The sequence below is a fragment of the Candidatus Eisenbacteria bacterium genome, assembly GCA_005893275.1.
GTDB lineage: Bacteria > Eisenbacteria > RBG-16-71-46 > SZUA-252 > SZUA-252 > WS-7.
In genome coordinates this window covers 108,935-127,368 of the sequence record VBOW01000022.1, presented here as the reverse complement: position 1 = coordinate 127,368, position 18,434 = coordinate 108,935, and the positions used below count along the sequence as shown (strand labels likewise).

General features: G+C 66.7%; 17 protein-coding genes. 8 read left to right on the top strand and 9 right to left on the bottom strand.

The window, feature by feature from the left end:
* Positions 1-4: 4 nt before the first annotated feature.
* Positions 5-583: a DUF664 domain-containing protein gene (locus E6K76_05135; protein ID TMQ59452.1), complete on the bottom strand. Its 579-nt coding sequence runs from the start codon at positions 581-583 to the stop codon at positions 5-7.
* A gap of 62 nt (positions 584-645) precedes the next feature.
* A complete protein-coding gene (locus E6K76_05130; GenBank protein ID TMQ59451.1) occupies positions 646-3,315 on the bottom strand; it encodes a hypothetical protein in 2,670 nt (889 codons plus the stop codon).
* Positions 3,316-3,618: 303 nt separating this feature from the next.
* On the opposite strand from E6K76_05130, the gene E6K76_05125 reads away from it, so the two are divergent.
* The 6 genes from E6K76_05125 (at position 3,619) to E6K76_05100 (ending at position 7,562) form a co-directional block, all read left to right on the top strand.
* Positions 3,619-4,197: an RNA polymerase sigma factor gene (locus tag E6K76_05125; GenBank protein TMQ59450.1), complete on the top strand. Its 579-nt coding sequence runs from the start codon at positions 3,619-3,621 to the stop codon at positions 4,195-4,197.
* 13 nt (positions 4,198-4,210) lie between these two features.
* The gene (locus E6K76_05120; GenBank protein ID TMQ59449.1) at positions 4,211-4,999 is read left to right on the top strand and encodes an anti-sigma factor; all 789 of its coding nucleotides are present in this window, start codon (positions 4,211-4,213) and stop codon (positions 4,997-4,999) included.
* Positions 4,996-6,000 carry a DUF4097 domain-containing protein gene (locus E6K76_05115; protein TMQ59448.1) on the top strand — a complete coding sequence of 335 codons (1,005 nt, stop codon included), beginning with the start codon at positions 4,996-4,998 and terminating at the stop codon, positions 5,998-6,000. Before E6K76_05120 ends, E6K76_05115 begins: the two co-directional genes overlap by 4 nt.
* Before the next feature lie 154 nt (positions 6,001-6,154).
* Positions 6,155-6,706, top strand: a complete 552-nt coding sequence (locus tag E6K76_05110) for a hypothetical protein (protein TMQ59469.1) — start codon at positions 6,155-6,157, stop codon at positions 6,704-6,706.
* On the top strand, positions 6,699-7,094 hold the full coding sequence (locus E6K76_05105) for a transcriptional regulator (protein TMQ59447.1): 396 nt from the start codon (positions 6,699-6,701) through the stop codon (positions 7,092-7,094). The genes E6K76_05110 and E6K76_05105 overlap by 8 nt, the downstream gene beginning before the upstream one ends.
* 54 nt (positions 7,095-7,148) lie before the next feature.
* On the top strand, positions 7,149-7,562 hold the full coding sequence (locus E6K76_05100; protein TMQ59446.1) for a DoxX family protein: 414 nt from the start codon (positions 7,149-7,151) through the stop codon (positions 7,560-7,562).
* Positions 7,563-7,695: 133 nt separating this feature from the next.
* Here E6K76_05100 and E6K76_05095 read toward each other — a convergent pair whose 3' ends face one another.
* A complete protein-coding gene (locus E6K76_05095) occupies positions 7,696-8,472 on the bottom strand; it encodes a prohibitin family protein (protein TMQ59445.1) in 777 nt (258 codons plus the stop codon).
* A 31-nt stretch (positions 8,473-8,503) separates the two neighbouring features.
* Positions 8,504-10,873 carry a translational GTPase TypA gene (gene typA, locus E6K76_05090; GenBank protein TMQ59444.1) on the bottom strand — a complete coding sequence of 790 codons (2,370 nt, stop codon included), beginning with the start codon at positions 10,871-10,873 and terminating at the stop codon, positions 8,504-8,506.
* Between the two features lie 365 nt (positions 10,874-11,238).
* Between typA and E6K76_05085 the strand changes: the two genes are divergently transcribed.
* Together E6K76_05085 and E6K76_05080 are read left to right on the top strand one after the other, a co-directional pair.
* Complete coding sequence (locus E6K76_05085; protein TMQ59443.1) at positions 11,239-12,291, top strand: DNA-3-methyladenine glycosylase 2 family protein; 1,053 nt, start codon at positions 11,239-11,241, stop codon at positions 12,289-12,291.
* Positions 12,288-12,722 (top strand): CoA-binding protein, encoded by a 435-nt coding sequence (locus E6K76_05080; protein ID TMQ59442.1) that lies wholly within the window; start codon positions 12,288-12,290, stop codon positions 12,720-12,722. Before E6K76_05085 ends, E6K76_05080 begins: the two co-directional genes overlap by 4 nt.
* 24 nt (positions 12,723-12,746) lie before the next feature.
* Here the strand turns inward: E6K76_05080 and E6K76_05075 are convergent, their stop codons facing one another.
* The 5 genes from E6K76_05075 to E6K76_05055 are packed head-to-tail and all read right to left on the bottom strand — an operon-like array spanning position 12,747 to position 18,419.
* Entirely contained in the window at positions 12,747-14,156 is a 1,410-nt protein-coding gene (locus tag E6K76_05075) for an amidase (GenBank protein TMQ59441.1), read from the bottom strand.
* A 2-nt stretch (positions 14,157-14,158) separates the two neighbouring features.
* A complete protein-coding gene (locus E6K76_05070; GenBank protein TMQ59440.1) occupies positions 14,159-14,431 on the bottom strand; it encodes a hypothetical protein in 273 nt (90 codons plus the stop codon).
* A gap of 55 nt (positions 14,432-14,486) precedes the next feature.
* Positions 14,487-16,433, bottom strand: a complete 1,947-nt coding sequence (locus E6K76_05065; GenBank protein TMQ59439.1) for a S9 family peptidase — start codon at positions 16,431-16,433, stop codon at positions 14,487-14,489.
* A gap of 19 nt (positions 16,434-16,452) precedes the next feature.
* Positions 16,453-16,878, bottom strand: coding sequence for a hypothetical protein (locus E6K76_05060; protein ID TMQ59438.1), 426 nt, complete (start codon positions 16,876-16,878; stop codon positions 16,453-16,455).
* Complete coding sequence (locus E6K76_05055) at positions 16,878-18,419, bottom strand: FAD-binding protein (protein TMQ59437.1); 1,542 nt, start codon at positions 18,417-18,419, stop codon at positions 16,878-16,880. The genes E6K76_05060 and E6K76_05055 overlap by 1 nt, the downstream gene beginning before the upstream one ends.
* Positions 18,420-18,434 lie beyond the last annotated feature (15 nt).

Sequence of the window (18,434 nt, the reverse complement as noted above, 5' to 3'; positions counted from 1 at the left end):
CGTTCTACTTCGAGGGAGCACCGACCGTCGCCCGATACATGTGGCGAAGGAGCTGAACCTGTCCGCGGTGCCCCGCGTAATGCTCGAGCACGTGGTACATGGCCCAGCGGATGCTCAAAAGCCGCTGGCTCCCGTCGGGACGCTCCCGCGTGATCTCCTTGTTCATGTCCGCGTCCGAAACCTTGGCCCACGCCTCCCGGACGAAGGCGCGTCCCCTGGAGAGCAGATCCTCGTAGAAGGCGAGCGGCTTGCCCTTGAGGTTGGGCGGCCCCTCCGCGTCCGGAGGGATCGGCATCCCATCGTCGTCCATCGAGATCCCGAGGGCGGGCAGGCTGTCGGTCTGCGTGATTCCGAGAATCGCGAGCTGGGTCCAGAAGACGTCCACGATGGCGTTGTGCGTGAGGAGCATCCCGATGGTGTTCATGCCGCGCTCGGGCTGCCACTCCAGCTCCTGGGGCGTGATCCCCTGAACGGTTTCGTGGAGAATGCGGGCCTGATCCTCGAGCTGAGCGTAGAAGCTGGCGGCCTCGCGGGAGCGAAAGCCTTCCGCGGGCCTGAGAAGGGACTTCACCACTTCTGCCATGACCGCATCTCCGGATTGGGTTGGGTGGTGCGAGTGGAGTCGAAGCGGTCAGGATAGCAGATTCAGATGCCCAGCCAGTAGGTCGCCTTGAGGGCGATGATGTTCTCAGGGCCGCTCTCGAAGAGGGCCCGGAAGTCGCGGGAGAAATCGAAGTCTCCGAACGGCTGCTCCTCGTTCCGGCTCTGCTGCCAGACGAGGAAGACCGCGGAGCCGGGCCGGTACTCCCAGCGGAGCACGGCGTTGCCGAGGAGCGAGCGGAAGTTGAAGTTCGGGTCGGGGACGGTGAAGCCGGACGCGGGCCCGGGACCGTCCGGGTCGATCTGATAGGCGCCCGTGGAATCGCGCTGGATCGTGCCGGCGTTCCTGCCGTACACGCTGAAATCGTATTTCCGCGGCGTCGCCAGCTCTTTGAGATCCTTGTAGAGCCCCGACACGACGAACGGCTGCAGATAGAGCTGCAGGCTCAGCTTCGGGGAGAAGGTCCAGTTGAGCCGCGTGTCCAGCGAGATCGAGGTCTGGTCCAGGGTCGCGAACACGTACCGGGCGCCGTGGGTGGCCGCCGCCGTGGGGTCGGGCGTGGTGGTCACGTATTGCGCCATGTCCCGCGAGAAACGGATCGTGGGCTCGAAACGCAGCAGCGCCGAGGTGGAAGGATGGAGGGTCAGGGACGGGTTGTACTGGGCAGAGCGTCCGCCCGCGTCGTCCCACGTCCAGTTTCCCTGGAAGCCCGCGAGGTAGCTCTTCCGGGAATCGGAGTCGACCGTGAACCGCGCGCGCCCGCCGGGTGGGACGCGCGACATCGGCCCACCGCGCGTGAGACGGTCGTCGTAGCCGCCCGGGTACCACGAGACCCGCGTGTCCCCGTACCAGTAATTTCGGAACGTGCCCTCGGCGTCCGCCTCGTAGCCCTGGTACGTCAGATCCCACGCGTGGTTGAACGAATGGTTCGTGAACGCGAACGCATCCCAGTTGTGGAAGATCCTGCCCGGCTTGTTCTGCTTGTAGAGCGCCAGCCACGAGAAGCCGCGGGCATCCGCCGCATTCGAATATCCCACGTCGTTGATCTCGAACCCCGGGCTCCAATCCTGATACGTGACGGTTCCAATCCAGTGCTCGCCGCCGATCTTGTTGAGCGAGAGCTGGCTCGCGGCGCCGGTCAGGGAGGTGCGGGTCGGGTCGTAGCGCAGATGATCGGCGTCCGGACGCTGAAAGTAGCGGACGCTCGACCGCTGGGCTCGGTCGATCGCGGCGGCCGTGCCTCGGATGTAGCTGCCGAGGAGGTATCCGTCCAGCGACCAGTTCCTGTTGGCCCAGTACCGGTTGAAATCGATCCCGCCGGCGTAGGCGCGCGAGCGGAGCATGGAAGCGAGCGTCGAATCCGATCCGTCGCGCGCGACGGCCGTGCCGAGGACGCCGACCGACGTGTTGCCGCCTCCGGACTCACGCCGGAGCCTTCCCACGAAGTAGTTCGTCAGAGGCTCGACCGGATCCCGGTGCATGAGCCCGGCGTCATCGAGATAGCGTGCCCGCTCCCGGGAGGTCACGGCGTCGAGCACCCCCACGGACCACCCGCTTCCGGTCTTTCCCGTGAGCTTGAGCGCCGCGTCGATGGTCGTCACGGACGGGCTGTCCACGAAGTGATAGCCCCCGCCGCTCAGGGTCCGCTGGGGAGCCCTTCCGATCCGCCGGGCGTGGAACGGTATCGTCGTGTTGAAGCTGTTCTGGCTTCGGCTCTGACCGAACCGAAAGAGGTCGGCCCCTTCGATGAAGAAGGGTCGCCGCTCCGGGAAAAACGTCTCCACGGCGGTGAGGTTCACGACGGCCGGGTCCACCTCGACCTGCCCGAAATCGGGGTTCACCGTCCCGTCGAGGGTGAGATTGCTCGTGAGACCGTATTTCACGTCGGCCCCCAGCGACCCGGCCTTCTCGGTGCCGTCCTGGAACGGGTCCCCCTGCGCGACGGCGTGATAGTCGGCCTTCGCGAGGCTGTACGGGAGGATCTCCACGTGCCGCGGAGTGGAAAGCTCCCCGAGCCCCGTGAGGTGCCCGTACCGGCTCGCGTCGCTCTGCTGCTTCTTCGGCGTGAACGCGAATTCGGCCAATTCTTGCTTCCGGTCGATCCAGCGCCTCATCTGGATTCCCCACACCGCGTCCGCCGCGGGGTTATAACGCAGCTGGGACAGCGGGATCTCCATCTCCGCGGTCCAGCCGAGGGAGTCGACAGCCGTATGGACGTTCCATACCGGGTCCCAGGAAAAGTCCGCGCTTCCGCGGGAGTCGATGTACGAGTCGTCGTAGGAGCCCGCGGGATTCACACGGAATCGATAGGTGGTCAGGTGGTCGTGGTAGGAATCGAGCATCAACGCGAAGTAGTCGGACGCCAAATCCTCGTCCCGCCGGACGAGACGGCGGCGGATCTTCGACGGCTCTCGATCGTAGAGCCGGGCCCCCACGAAAAGCGCGTCCTCGCCGATCAGGATCCGCACCTCGGTCCGCTCGGAGACCGGCTGCCCCTCGTTGGGGTCGCGCTGGGTGAACTGATCGGCGGGCGTCGCCTTGGACCAGGCGGGATCGTCGAGCTTCCCGTCCACCCGGATGCGCTCGGACGCCGCGGCCGCGCGGATCACCGGAGCATTTTCGTGCCGGTACGCGCGCGTCGAATCCGACGTCTGAGCGAAGGCGGGCAGCGCGGAGAACAGGAGAATCAAGAAGATCACGCGCATTCGCGGCATCCCTTTCCTCGGATGGTGCGCCCGGCCGGAGGCATGATACGCCGCCCGGCTGAGGACTGTACGCCGCCGGCGGCGTGCCCGGTTTCATCCCCCGCGGGCGGACGGCGCTTCGAGACTTGAGGCGACGGTGGCCAAGATGCCGGCTCAGGGCAGGCTTCCTGGCCTCGAGCGCCGGCGCCGCGGGGGGGTGCGCCCGGGCCCGACGCAACGGTAAGATGGCCCTCCGGGAGGAATGGTTGGAAGCGGGGGCGACCCCTCGGGCGATTCCAACCCCAAGCGGGCCATTTCTATCCAAGGGGGCGAATGAGCTACTCCGGCGGCGGGGTCATGACACCGAGCAAGGACTCGGAAGGCACGCTATCGAGAAGCAAGGACCTGGAGGACGCCGTGCTTGCCGCCCGCGGGGACGTCCGGGCTTTCGCGCGCCTCTATGGCGGACACTCCGCCCGGATCTTCAATCTGGCACGTCGGATGACGACGAGCGAATCGGCCACGGATATCACCCAGGACATTTTCCTGAGAGCCTGGGAGAAGCTCGGGACCTTCCGGGGGGAAGCGGCATTCGGAACGTGGCTTCACAGGCTCGCCGTCAACGTCATCCTGGCGCGCCGGGCGGCCCTCCGGACGGAGAAGGGGCGCCTCCGCGAAGATGATGGAACCCTGGATTCCCTCCCCGCCAAGGCGGGGAGCGCGGATCTGAAAATGGATTTCGAGCGCGCGATCGAGGTCCTTCCCGAGGGGGCGAGAGTTGTTTTCGTGCTGTACGACGTGGAGGGCTACCAGCACGGGGAAATCGCGGGCATGCTGGGGATCTCGTCCGGCACATCCAAGGCCCAGCTCCACCGGGCGCGAATGATCCTCCGCCGGCACCTCACGCGATGATCGGAGCGACGTGATGCAAGACCCCTGGACCCATCGGTTGTCCGAGTACTTGGACGAGGAGCTCGACCGAGAGGAACGCGAGAGGCTCGAGGAGCATCTGGGAATCTGCCCCGAGTGCGCCTCGATCCTCGCCGGCCTCCGGCAGGTCCGCGCCCGCGCGCGCGATCTGAAAGACGCGGCTCCGCCTCCAAGTCTCTGGGCCCGCATCGAGGCGGGCATCCTGGCCCGGCGCACGGTTCCCTTCCCGGGAAGCCGGATCGAGCCCGAGCACGCCGCGGAACCGTATTTCGCACGCGGGCGGCGGTTCTCATTCTCGATCCCCCAGCTGGTCGCGGCATGCCTCGCGGTGGCCCTGGTCTCCGGGGGCGCCGTGTTCGGGCTCTTGAAAAACCCCAAACGGCCGGCCACGGCTCCCGTCCCTTCGCTGAGCGGAGCGCCCGAGTCGGGGACCATGTCGGCGCCGGAGCGGGGGACCTCCCCGCCCGCACGGGCCGAGCCCGCCTCCCTCGGGGCGGTGTCCCCGAAGGGCTCCTTGGAGTCGCCCCACGAGGAAGCGATCGCGGAGCTTCGCAAAGCGCTCGCGCGCGAGCGGGATCGACTCGACCCCGCCACAATCCGCACCTTGGAATCCAACCTGGCCATCATCGATCTGGCGATCGACCAGGCGAAGCGCGCCCTCGCCGCGGATCCCGCGAACACCTATGTCAAGGAGCACCTCGCCGACACGATGCGGCGGAAGGTCGAGCTTCTGCAGCGCGCCACGATGCTGGCGAGCTCATCCACTTCGGAGGGATCCCGGTGATGCGCGCGGCGCTCGCGGCGGTCCTCTTGGCTGCCGTCTCCTTGATCCCGCGGCCCGCGGCCTTTGCAGCCGAGCGCTGGGATTCCGAGACCGGCGTCTCCGCAAAGGGGGTCGTCGTCCCGCAACCCGACACGACCATCGTCGTGCGGCCCGGGATCACGCTCGAGATCGAGAATTTCGGCGGCGCGATTACCGTGAAGACCTGGGACCGGGAGGCGATCAAGATCGCCGCGGACCATTCTCTGAGGGATCAGATCTTGATCGAGAAAACCGGCTCCGCTCTGCGACTCAAGGTGAAATCGCGCCGATGGGTGCCGGGTTCCGTGCGCTACCGCATTACGGCGCCCCGCTGGATGAAGCTCGAGCTTTCCGGGGTGAACACCGATGTCGACGTCGAAGACTCGCGCGGCGAGGTGCGCGTCGAGACCGTGCAGGGAGACGTCACGCTCAGGGGTTGCTCCGGGTTTGCCTCGCTCAGCTCGATTCAGGGTTTGATCCGAGTGCAGGGAATTCGAGGACGCATCGAGGCCAGCTCGGTGAATCAGGGCGTCCACCTCGAGAACATCGTGGGCCCGATCTTCGCGGAATCGGTGAACGGTGGAATCGTCATCGAAGGCGCCCAATCCGATTCGGTGGAGGCGTCCACGGTCAACGGGCCGGTCACGTTCGAGGGCGCGATTTCCGACGCGGGCTTTTACCGTTTTGCCACGCACAACGGCTGCATCGACGTCGCCATGCCCGAGCGGTCCAACGCCACGCTGTCCCTCTCGACCTTCAGCGGCGGAATCGACTCGAGCTTCCCCGTGACGCTGAAGAAGATCAAGTCCAGGCGATTTCAGACGACGCTCGGCTCGGGCAGGGCCAAGCTCGAGCTCGAGTCCTTCCAGGGCACGATCTTCCTCCGCCGGCCGAACGAGGCCCGCTCCCGCTGTACCTCGGAGGACGAAGACAAGGGAGAGGAGCACGAGAAGGCCGAATCGGACGAGGATGACGATGAATGATCCCCCCCCGGACGTGGCGCGGGGGGCTCCCCCTTTCACTTTAAGCTGCAAAGCCCCGCTTGACGTTCCAAGCACCGGTTCCTAGCATTGCGGGGTGAACGAGCCCCATCCTCCGAAGCCGCACGCCGATCCGGTCCCGATCCATCTCCGCGCCATGGACAATCTCTCCTTCATCCGCGGCGCGATCGAGCGCGCCGGCACCTTCACGGCGGTCTCCGGCACGGGACAGGCCGCGGTGGGGGTCACGGCGTTCGCCGCCGCCTGGATCGCGGCGGGCCAGGGTTCCCGCGAACGCTGGGTTCTGGTGTGGGTCGCCGAGGCGCTCGCCGCGCTCCTCGTCTCGGCCTGGGCGATCGCGAAGAAGGCGCGCAAGGCCGAGCTGCCGCTCTTCACGGGCGCGAGCCGCAAATTCGCTCTGAGCTTCGGGCTCCCGATTCTGGTGGGCGCCCTCCTGACCCCTCCCCTGCTTCGCTCGGGAGCGTCCGACCGGATCCCGGGATTGTGGCTCATTCTCTACGGCGCCGGAATCGTTACCGGCGGGCTTTTCTCGGTGGCCGTTGTTCCGGTCATGGGACTCTGCTTCATGCTGCTCGGCGCGTGTGCGCTCTACGGCCCCGCGACCTGGGGCGACCCGCTCATGGCGGCCGGATTCGGCGGCCTCCACATCGCCTTCGGCATCGCGATCGCGAGGCGGTACGGTGGCTGAGCTCGAGCGGACTCCGCGAAGACGCGTCCGCCGCGCCGCGCTCAAGCGGCCCGCCGCGCGCGTCCCACGCCAACGCGCACCCTCGGTCGGCCCGCCGGAGCTCAACCGGCTCATCCACGAGCGGCTGCGCCTTGGGATCCTGAGCGCCCTGGCCGTGAACGACTCGTTGACGTTCAAGGAGCTCAAGCGCCTCATGCGAACCACGGACGGGAACCTGAGCGTGCACGCGCGGAAGCTCGAAGGGGCGAGGTACATCGTGTGCGCCAAATCCTTCGAAGGCCGGCTCCCCAGGACCGAGTTTCGAATCACGGAGCTCGGGCGGCGCTCCCTTCTACGCTATCTGGACCACATGGAGGCGCTGATCACGGCCACGCGGGAGCGCCGGTGACGTTGTGCGGGATGAGGGTCGCGGAAGAGGTCCGTTCTCAAAAGGAGGGTGGCGATGGATGAACACGCGCGGGGGAAGTTCAGCGACTGGGCGCTCACGCTGCTTCGGATCGTCGTTGGATTTCTCTTCTTTTGCCATGGGGCGCAGAAAATCCTGGGCTGGTTCGCCGAACCGGGCGCTCCCAAGATGTCGTTCAAGTTTCCGGAGCTGCCCTGGTTCGCGGGGATCCTGGAACTGGTCGGGGGCGCCCTCATCGCGCTGGGGATTCTGACACGACCGGTCGCGTTCCTCCTCTCGGGGGAGATGGCGGTCGCCTATTTCATGGCCCATGCCCCGCACGGGTTCTGGCCCATCCTGAATCACGGTGAGCTCGCGGTCCTGTACTGCTTCGTTTTCCTATTCCTCGCGGCGCATGGGGGCGGGCCGTACTCGGTCGACGCGCGAAGGCGGAAGAACCGGCATCCATAGCCGTGGCTACTTGAAGGAGGCCGTCAGCCCATCGGTCCGGTGACCGCGGGGCAATCCAGGCCCATCGCGGACCACGCCGTCGCGGGCGCCGCGCGATGCTCGTGAAGCCGCGAAACGGCGGCACGCCGGGGATCTAGGGATTCAGGATCAGCGGCAGCCCGTTTTTGCCTCCGACCACGATGAACTTCGAATTGGCGGACTCCGCGAGCTTCTCGGTCGCCTCGATTCCCTTCCAGGTGAGGAGCCCGGGGGTGATCCCCGCGGTCACGATCCGCTGGAAATCGGCGATGCCGCCCGCCTCGATCCGCTTCCGCTCGGCCTCACTCTTCTCCTTGCGGAGCACGAACTCCATCTGCTGCGCCTTCTGGTCCGCGGCAAGCTTCGCTTCGACCGCGTCGGAGACCTGCTTCGGCATCTTGACGTTGCGGAGAAGAACCGCCTCGACCGTGATCCCGCGCCCTTCCAGCCGCTTTCGCAGCTCGCTGAGCATGGTCGCGCTCACTTCCTGACGCCGACCCGAGTAGAGATCGACCGCGTTGAAGCCCGCGGTGACGTCGCGAATCGTGGATCGGAACTCAGGCTGCAGGACGTTCGCCTCGATGCCCGCGAGCCCGCCGTACCGCGAATAGATCTCCGCCCCCTTGTCCGGATTCGCGTGATACACCAAGCTGACGTCGAGCCCCACGAGGAGCCCTTCTCCGGTGGGAGTGATCGTCTGCTCTTCGGCCTGGAGCGTGCGGCAGTTGATGCGATGGACTCCGAGCCAGGGAGCCCACGCGTGGAGCCCGGGGCCCCAGGTCTGGTCGTGCACCTTGCCGAACGTGTCCAGAACGCCGACGTGCTGCGGCGGCACCGCCGCGCAGCCCGCCGATAACGCGAGCACGAGCGCAAATCCGGAAAGACGCTTCATGGTCACCTCCCTACGAGAGTGGATGCTGCGACTACGCTTCCTTCCGCTTCGGCCTCACGTTCGCGGCGAGGATCCGCTTCCGGAGGCGGATCGCGGCCGGGGTCACCTCGACCAGCTCGTCCTGGTTGATGAACTCGAGCGCCTGCTCGAGCGACAGCTCGCGGAAGGGGATGAGCCGCACTGCTTCGTCCGAGCCGGATGCGCGCATGTTCGTCAGCTTCTTTTCGCGGGTCACGTTGACGTCCATATCGGCGTCCCGCGCGTTCTCGCCGACGATCATTCCCTCGTAGACGCCCGTGCCGGGGCGGATGAATAGCTCACCCCTCTCTTGCAGGTTGTAGAGGGCGTAGGGGGTCGCCTGGCCGACCCGGTCGGACACGAGGGCTCCCGTCAGGCGGTTCACGATGGCGCCCTGCCACGCATCCCAGCGCAAAAACATCGTGTTCAAGAGCCCTGTCCCCTTCGTATCGGTGAGAAACTCCGAGCGGAACCCGATCAAGCCGCGCGTCGGCACCTCGAACTCCATGCGGACGCGGTGCTGGCCCCCGCCGCGGCCGTGGTTGACCATCTTGGTCATCTGTCCCTTTCGCCGACCAAGCGCCTCCGTGATCACGCCGATGAACATCTCCGGCGCGTCGATCACGACCAGCTCGATCGGCTCCAAGCGCCTGCCGTCGACCTCCCGGGTGATGACCTCGGGCTTCGAGACCTGAAGCTCGAAGCCTTCGCGCCGCATCATCTCGATCAGGATGGCGAGCTGCAGCTCTCCGCGTCCGGAAACCTTGCAGCCGTCCGCCGACTCGGCGTCCTCGACGCGGATCGAGACGTTCCCGAGCGTCTCCTTGAAGAGGCGCTCCCGAACCTGGCGGGAGGTGACATAGCGCCCGTCTCGTCCGGCGAACGGAGAATTGTTGACGGAGAAGATCATCGAGATCGTCGGCTCGTCCACGGTGATCGGGGGCAGGCGCACGGGGTCCTCGAGGGAGGAAACCGTCTCGCCGATATAGATGCCTTCGATACCCGCGAGCGCGACGATCTCGCCGGCGGCCGCGTTCTCGACGGGCACGCGCTTCAGCGCTTCGAAAGTGTAGAGCTGAGTGATCCTCGTCTTGACCTCGGTCCCGTCCAGCTTGCAAACGGAGACCTGGTCCCCCACCGAAATCTTCCCGGAAAAAACCCTCCCGATCGCGATCCGTCCGACGTAATCGTCGTAGTCGAGGTTGGCCACGAGGAGCTGGAGCTTTCCCTCCATCCGCGCGCGCGGCGGCGGGATGCTTCGAACGATCTCCTCGAAGAGCGGAGTCAAGTCGGTGCCGCAATCGGTGAGCGACCGCTTGGCGATGCCGTCGCGGCTCACCGCGTAGAGGATCGGAAACTCGATCTGACGCTCGCTGGCGTCGAGATCGATAAAGAGGTCGTAGATCTCGTTCACAACCTCGGTGGGACGGGCGTCCTGGCGGTCGATCTTGTTCACAACGACGATCGCCGGGAGCGACTGCTCGAGCGCCTTGCGCAGCACGAACCGCGTTTGGGGGAGCGGCCCCTCCGACGCATCGACGAGGAGCATCACTCCGTCCACCATCTTGAGCACCCGTTCCACTTCCCCGCCGAAGTCCGAGTGACCGGGGGTGTCCACGATGTTGATCTTGACCCCCCGATAGCGGACCGAAGTGTTCTTCGCCATGATCGTGATCCCGCGCTCGCGCTCGAGATCCATGCTGTCCATGACGCGCTCGATGATCCGCTCGTTGTCCCGGTAGGTGCCGCTCTGCTTGAGCATCGCGTCCACAAGCGTCGTTTTCCCATGGTCCACGTGCGCGATGATCGCGATGTTCCGAATGGACTCGACCTCTTCCAAGCGTGCGACCTCCTGTTTCCCAGTTAGAAAAAAGGGGCCACGCGGCGGATGGCCCCGGACTTCCTGGTTCCTGATCCTGTGCCCTACTGCGTGGCGATCGTTGCGTTGAACCTCTGGAGCACGGGCCCGATCGGGTTCGCGAAGGAGCCCCCTCCGCCCCCGGCGAAGCAAAGCCCGACGGGGTCGTTCGCCGTCTCGGTCACCATCAGAGAGCCGGAGTCTCCCGCCCTGATGAAGGTCGCCGGCGTCATGATCTGTCCGTTGAAGGTAGCGATCCCAGAGGAGTACTGGACCTGGATCGTGACGTTGATCGCTTGAACGGTGCCGTGCGTGAGACCCGACGTGCGGCCGGATTTCTTGACCGCGAGCCCAACCGAAGCCGCCACCACGTTCGAGGTCGCGGTATAGCCGCCCGACTGGGTCACCGGGGTGGGCCGGCCCGTGTCCATCAGGGCGATCGCGCAGTCGATCGTGTTGCTGCCGCCGCCGAAATTGATGGGCTGGAAGTCGGACAGGGTGCCGCAGATCTGGGTTTGCGCGCATCTCGGCTTGCCGTCGTAGCGGCCGGGAGCGTCCTCACGCTCGCCGACCCTCGCCGCGTTCTCGCGCGCGTACACGTGATTGTTCGAGAGAAGATACTTCGTTCCAGTCTTCAAGACGACGGCGCCGATGGTCCCCGCCGCGCACTCGAGGTCGTTGCCGGTCGAGGTTCCGCACTGGAGGGGTTGCGGCTTCGCATACGGCACGACGTCCCCCACGACGCGGATCTCCGTGGGAATCCCGTCGAGCTCTCCGGGGATGCCGGCCACGCCGGGACGCCGCGTCAGAACGAGGAGCGCCAGGTGGCCGCTCGAGCCGACTCCGGTTCCCGTCCCGACCACGTCGGCGTGCTTGAGGAGGTCGGGCGTATGCGCGTTTTGAATGCGCATCGCCAGCGCAACGTCCGCCGGATTGCGCGGCGAGAGGACGTCATTCCCCGCCCGGGCGCCCGCGGAGCTGGTCGGTGGAGTGAGAGAGGAGCCATGCTCCCGGCTGCAGCTCGAGAGCAAGAGGGCCGCGAACCCGACCAGCGCGATCAGCGCCAGCAGGACGGGACCCGAGGATTTGTGCTTTCTTGGCATGGGGAGTTCCTCCTTGCTGTGGAGCGACAAACCGCCAAGTTTGAGCCGCCTCCGCCCGCGCCGCCGCGCTGCCTCGGAGGGAGAAGGCCCGGAGGGAAGCCGGTATCCTACCACAACGGCCTCACCCGATCAAACGCCGGAAGCTTCCGCTTATGCGCGGCGACCGCGGATCGGTACAATGGAGATCCCATGGCAGGACGCTCGTCCAGAATCCTCGGCGCGGAAGTCCGATTCGATGCCTGCGAAGCTCTCTCGCTTCTCCGCGGACGGGATCCGAAGCTCGCCTTCCTCATCGATCGAGTCGGGGCGTTTCGGCTCAAGCTGGATCCGGTCGCCACGCCGTTCGAAGCGCTCTCCGAGAGCATCCTCTATCAGCAGATCACCGGCCGCGCGGCGGAGACCATCGCCGGACGTTTCCGGGATCGCCTCGGGGACGGACGCTTTCCGCCCCCGGAGCGGGTTCTCGAGGCATCCGACACCGCGCTCCGCGAAGTCGGGATCTCGAGGGCAAAATGCGCGGCCTTGCGCGACCTCGCGGCGAAATCGCTCGACGGAACGATCCCCACGATGAGGAGGCTGGGCGCGATGGAGGATGAGGACGTGGTCGAGCGGCTCACGGTGGTGCGGGGAATCGGACGGTGGACCGCCGAGATGTTCCTCATTTTCAGGCTCGGCCGACCCGATGTGCTCCCCATTCACGATTACGGGGTACGCAAGGGATTCCAGCGCACGTTTCGCACGCGCGGCATCCCGGAACCCAAGTCGGTCGCCCGGCGCGGCGAGCGCTGGCGGCCGTTCCGTACCGTGGCGAGCTGGTATCTCTGGAGGTCGCTCGAATGAAACGGGATCTCGGGTCCGGGGCCTCGGCGCGCCCCATTCGCGACATCATCGCCGATTTTCTCGCGGAGGGGCCCTACGCCGTCGTCGGCGCCTCGACGAACCGGGACAAGTTCGGGAACAAGGTGCTTCGCGCGTATCAAAGGAAGGGGTTCAGGGTTTATCCCATCAATCCGCGCGAGCCCGAAATCGAGGGATTGAAGACCTACGCGGATCTCAAATCGATTCCGGAGACGCCGCGCGGCGTCTCCATCATCACGCCGCCGCCGATCACGGAAAAGATCGTCGCGGAGGCCGCCGACGCCGGCGCGCGGTTCGTGTGGATGCAACCGGGAGCGGAAAGCCCGGAAGCGGTCCGGATCGCGCGAGCGCGCGGGCTCGAGGTCATCGCCGACGGAAGCTGTTTTCTGGTGGAGACCGGGTTCCGGGGATAGCGCCGCCCCCGCGAGCCCCCCTTTCTAGACGAAGAGCGGCGGGCGCTCTCGGTGAAACGCCGTCCGCGACTGAAACGCTTCCCCTAGGTGGAGGAGCGTCCCTTCCTCGAAGGCGGAGCCCATGATCTGGAAGCCGGCCGGCATGCGCCCCTTGCCGAACCCGCACGGGAGCGCGATCGAGGGGAGCCCGCACGAGTTCCCGATCGCGCCGACTGGATCCGGGTACGGGAGGGCCTTCACGAGATCGTCGCGTATCGAGGGCGCAACCGACATGAAGTTCGGCGTCACGATGACGTCGTAGCGCGAGAAGAAATCCGCGATCCTCTCCTGGAGGAGCGTCCGCATCCGCCACGCCTTCACGAGGTCCGCGCCGTTCAGGGCCCGGGTGATCTCTCGCTGGTACGGAGCGTAGGGATCCTTCAACTCCCAGACCCCGCCATTCTTGTAGTAGTTCTCGAATGTGGAGAGCGCCTCCGCGTTGATGATCAGGCTCGCCATCTCCGAGGCGGGGAAATCGGGGAGCTTCGCCTCCTCGAGCTTGAGACCCAGAGCCCCGAGGTCCGCGACGGCGCGATCGAAGGCGGCTTTGACCTCGGGTTCCGCGCCCTTGGTTTTCGTGAAATCGAGCGGGACCAAGGCTCCCCGGAGGCGCGAGAGTTCAACGCCTCCCCGATCCAGGCGAAGCGGTTCCGTGGATGCGCTGGGGTCGTCGGGATCGGGTCCCGCGATCGCCTGAAGCACGACGCGGCAGTCCGCGGCCGAGCGCGCCATCGGTCCGATCTTGTCGAAGGTGTACGCGCCCACCATCCCTCCCGCGCGGCTCACGCGTCCGTACGTCGGGCGGAGTCCCGTCACGCCGCAAAAGGCGGACGGGCAGAGGATCGAACCCCATGTTTCCGTCCCGATCGCGAAGCCGACGAGCGCCGAGGCCACGGCCGCCCCGGAGCCCGACGACGACCCCCCGGTCCACCGCTCGGGGTCCCAGGGATTCCGCCCCGGCCCTGTGAGCGAAGCGTCCGCGAAGCGATAGCCCAGGCACCCCGCGAACTCCACCATCGCGGCCTTTCCGAGCAGGACGGCACCCGCGTCGCGGAGCTTCCGGACGACGGTCGCGTCCTTGTCGGGGATCTGGTCCCGAGTGGGGTGGGCGCCCCACCCGGTCTTGATCCCGGCGGTCGCGAGGAGGTCCTTCGCCGCATACGGGATCCCGTGGAGCGGTCCGCGGTAGCGCCCCGAATGGATCTCGCGCTCCGCCGCGCGTGCCTGCGTGAGCGCGAGATCGGGGGTCACCGTCGCGAAGGCGTTGAGCTTTGTGCCGTAGCGGTGAATCCGGTCGAGGTAGCCTTCGGTGAGCTCGACCGGCGAGAGCCGGCGCGAGCGAATCCGCACGCCCAGCTCCGAAATGGGAAGGTAGAAAATGTCCTCGCTCAGCATGATCAGCGCCCCCGCCGCGCCCGAAGCGGGGTGAAGACGAAGGCCATCGGGCTCCCGGGCGGGAGCTCGAATTTCCGGATCGCCTCGAGCTGCTCCGCGAGCGATTTCTCCTGGCTCGCGATCTCCCGGCGCATGGCGGCGGTGAGCGGCCGCCGGCCTGCGGGGGCGGCCGTTCCAGCCCCCTTTGCACCGGGCGCGGCCGCGGGGGACAAGGGAGAGGTGAGCGCGGCGGCGCCGCTCAGGGCAACCAGTGTGACGAAGCGGCGGCGATTCATCGTTCTCGATGGCTCCGGCATGGCGGTCTCCTCCGCGTTGGCCGGGGCGCGCGGCTCAGCGCAGCGCCCCGAAGTTCTCGATCGGAACAGGCTCAAGAGGCTCGGCGGGCTCGAAGCCGAACACACGCGAGTAGAAGAAGAGCTCGGCTTCGAGGGCGCGGCGGATCGTCTCCCCGCGGCGGAACCCGTGTCCCTCGTTCTCGAACGTGAGATACGCATAAGGCGCGCCCCTTTCTTGGAGCGCCCGCACCATCATGTCGGTCTGCTCCGGCGGGCAGACGACGTCCTCCGTTCCTTGAAAGAAGATCACGGGGACTTGGATCCGATCGGCCGCGTAGACGGGCGAGCGCTCGCGATAGATGTCGACGCGCGAGGGATACGGCCCGATCAACCGCTCCGAGTACTTCCATTCGAACTTGTGCTCGTAGCCGCCCGCCAGGATCTCGAGATCCCCGATGCCGAAATAGCTCGCTCCCGCGCTGAAGACCCGCCCCGACTCGAGCGCGCGGAGGGTGGTGTAGCCGCCGGCGCTCCCGCCCCGGATCGCGATACGCGCGGGATCGGCAAGCCCCTGCGAGACCAGGTACCGCGCGGCCGCCCCACAATCCTCCACATCCACGATTCCCCACATGCCGTTCAAACGCTCGCGATAGGCCCGGCCGTAGCCCGTGCTTCCACCGTGATTCACGTCGGCGACCGCGAACCCGCGTGAGGTCCAGTACTGGATCTCGAGATCGAGCGTGCTCGGCGCGGAGCTCGTCGGCCCGCCGTGGCATCGAACGAGGAGCGGCGGCTTGGCGCCCTCCGGCGCGACGAAATCGCGGTTCCGTGGCGCGTAGTAGAGCGCATGGGCGGTGAGGCCGCGCGCGGTCGGAAACTCGACGCGCTTCGCCGGGGAAAGGTATCCGGGATCGATCGCGGTTTCGCTGGAACGACGGACCATCTCGGGCTTCCTCGTGTCGAGATCGAGCAAGACCAGGCTCTCCGGCTCGCTCGGGGAGCCCGCGAGAACGAGCGCCCGACCCGCCGCGGCCCGGAGAAAGCGCATGTCCGTGTACGGGAGGTCGACGGGAGCGAGGCTCCCGGACTCCGCGTCGAGGAGCGCCATGCGCCAGATGCCGCGTTCGCAGAAAAGGCAGACGATCCGGCGCGGGGAGTCGAACGCGTAGGTCGAGATACCAAAGATCCACTGCGGTCGCCCGAACTCCGCCTCACGCGCGGTGAGCGGCTCGACGGACCCCGCCCGGAAGCGGTAGAGGTTCCAAAACCCCGTGCGGTCGGAGACGAAGTGGAGCACGCCGCCGGGGGACCATTCCGGCTGGAACACCGACTCCTCGGCGCCCCCCGCCACGAGATGTCGCTCCCCCACCGATCCGTCGCCGCGGATTTCGGCCAGCCAAAGCTCCGTGCCATCCCACGGCATGTTGGGGTGATTCCACGCGAGCCACGCCATACGCGATCCGTCCGGACTGATCCGAGGCGTCGAGTAGAAGTCGCTTCCCCGGACGAGAACGACTCCCTCGGAACCCCCTTCGAAGGGCACCGAGACGATCGTGGTCTCCGCCTGCGTCCCAACGACATTGTGGTCCTCGCGGACACAGACGAGGCGACCGCGTTCCGGATCCAGCACCGCGTCCGCGTAGCGCATCTTCCCGTCCGGGGTGAGCGGCCTCGGTTCGTGGCCGCGCCGCACCGAATAGATCCGCTGATCGCCGTCGTTCGAAAAGAAGATCTCCTCTCCCGCGACGACGTACGCCCCGCCCCCGTACTCGTTGACCCGGGTGCGGGCGCTCCACGGCGCGGGGATCATGTCCGCGATATCGCCTTCCGCGCCACGGCGCACGATGACGACGCGTCCGCCTTCCCTCGGGCGCATCTCGGACCAGAAAATCGCGTCCGTTCCCAGGGTCGGCTGGCCCAGGACGACCGTCTCCGAGACAATCCGATCCGGCGTGATGGGGGACTTCCAGGATCCGTACCTCGCGCTGCGGGGAGGGGCCACGAAACCTATCTCCTTGGGCCTAGGCCTCGGGGAAACGCGTCTCGAGCGACGCGACACAGTGGATGAGCGAGCGGTGCGCGCCCGCGTGCTTCAAGAGCGCGACCATGTTTCCTTCGACCCGCATTTTCCCGGTCAGGATCGCGCTCGCCGCGAGCGTCTTCCCGTTCAGGATCTCCCGCCAGAGCGCATACGGCGCGCGCAGCGTGAACCCGGCTTCCGGTCGCGAAGGACCCGGGACGAACTCGGCCGCGAGACAGCGGCCGCGCTCGAGCCTTAACAGAAGATAGAGACCCTGCTCGAGGGGCCCGCCCTTCTCGAACGCGAGGAGAATGTTTCCGTTGAACCCGGCGCCCCAGGACGCGGCCGCGTTCCGATACTCGCTCGAAGCGTTGATCTCGGTCTCGAGGGCCCGAGCCCATTCGGGGGTGCCGAAATCCAGCGCCATCAGTCGGAAGCCGGGCTGCCGGCGGGGCGCGCCGCCGGAAACGGGACGAACCCGGGATTCAGCAGCGAATCGGGATCGTACTTCCGTTTGAGCGCGCAGTACGGCTCCCACTGATCTCCGAAGTGCTCCCGCCACCGATCCTCGTCCCAGTCGATGTACCCGCTCAAGTATCGCTTCCCGCCCATGAGCTCGGTGAGCCGGCTCAAATTGTCGAGCATCGGCCTGGCCTGCTCCCAGAAGCGCGGCGGAATCGCCGGAAGGACGCCGAAACCCATGAGGTCCTCGCCCGGCGGCCTCATGAAGAAGCGGGACCGGGAGGATTTCCCCTTGGCGGGCCATAGGAGCACGTGCCCCCCGACCAGGACCGACGGGGGAAGATCGGGCAGGACCGATTCGATGCAGTCCGCCGCGCGCTCCCACGGAAGAACGGTCTCGACCCAAGCGTGAACGTGCTTCCACGTTCCTCCCTGCTTCCACAGATCGAAGACGGGAATCATCCGCTCCAGGAAATCGATCGTCGGCACGTCGTCCGTGTAGAGGCGATCGAAGGGCTTGAGCCCGCGGAGCAGCTTCGCGTCATCCGGTGGGTTCTCCGGATCGAACTCGACGGTGAGATGGAATGGGTAGAACCAGCGCGCGAAGACCTGCCTCCGACCGGCGACAGGTTTGGTCCCCTGGGGGCACGGCGACGCCCAGCTCTCGAGGTGGTCCCACCACCCGCTCTCCATCGCCAGCTTCGCGTCCTCGAGGAACCCGCGCAGGTCGTCATAGAGCAGGTAATACGTGCGGGTCATGGGTTTCGCTTTTCTCAAGTCGAGGCGCGCTCGCGTGATGATCCCGGCCTGGCCCAAACCAGCGAGCGACCCCCAGAACAGGTCCGGGCTCCGTCTGCGGTCACACGTGACCTTCTCTCCCGTCCCTGTCACGACGTCCAGTTCCTGAACGTTATCCCCCTGGGTCCCGTACTTGAACGACGTGAGCCCAAGCCCCGCGATCGCGAGCGTGCCGCCCACGGTGACACTCAAGTTGTTCGTGAGCACCGGCGGAACGAGATTCCGAGGAGCCAGGTGGCGCACCAGGTCGCGCCACACCACTCCCCCTTCGACGTCCACGGTCCGGCCGGAAGGGTCGAGGTCGAGAATGCGCCGCATGGACGGCATCGAAAGGAGGATGCCGCCGTCACTGATGGCGAGCCTGCTCTGGCTGTGCGCCGAGCCCCGCGCCGAAACCGTGAGCCCGTGATCCCGGGCGAAGGCCACGACCGCCGCGACGTCCCGGGCCGATGCCGGCTCGACAACGAATCGCGGAGTCCAGTGGTGGAGATTTCCGAAGTTGGTCAGCTGGGCGGGGTGAAATTGGTCCGGTGTGGAGACGGCGCCTTCGATGCGGTTCTGAAGCAGCTGATAGAGTCGATCCACAACGATTGCCCCCGAGCGCTTTGCGAAAGGCCGGTGAAGCCGGTATCTTACCGGATCGGCCTCGAAAACACACGCGGCCGCGCCCCGCATCGGACCCTCCAGATCGGCGCGACCGAGACCCATTCTCCCGGGAGGTGT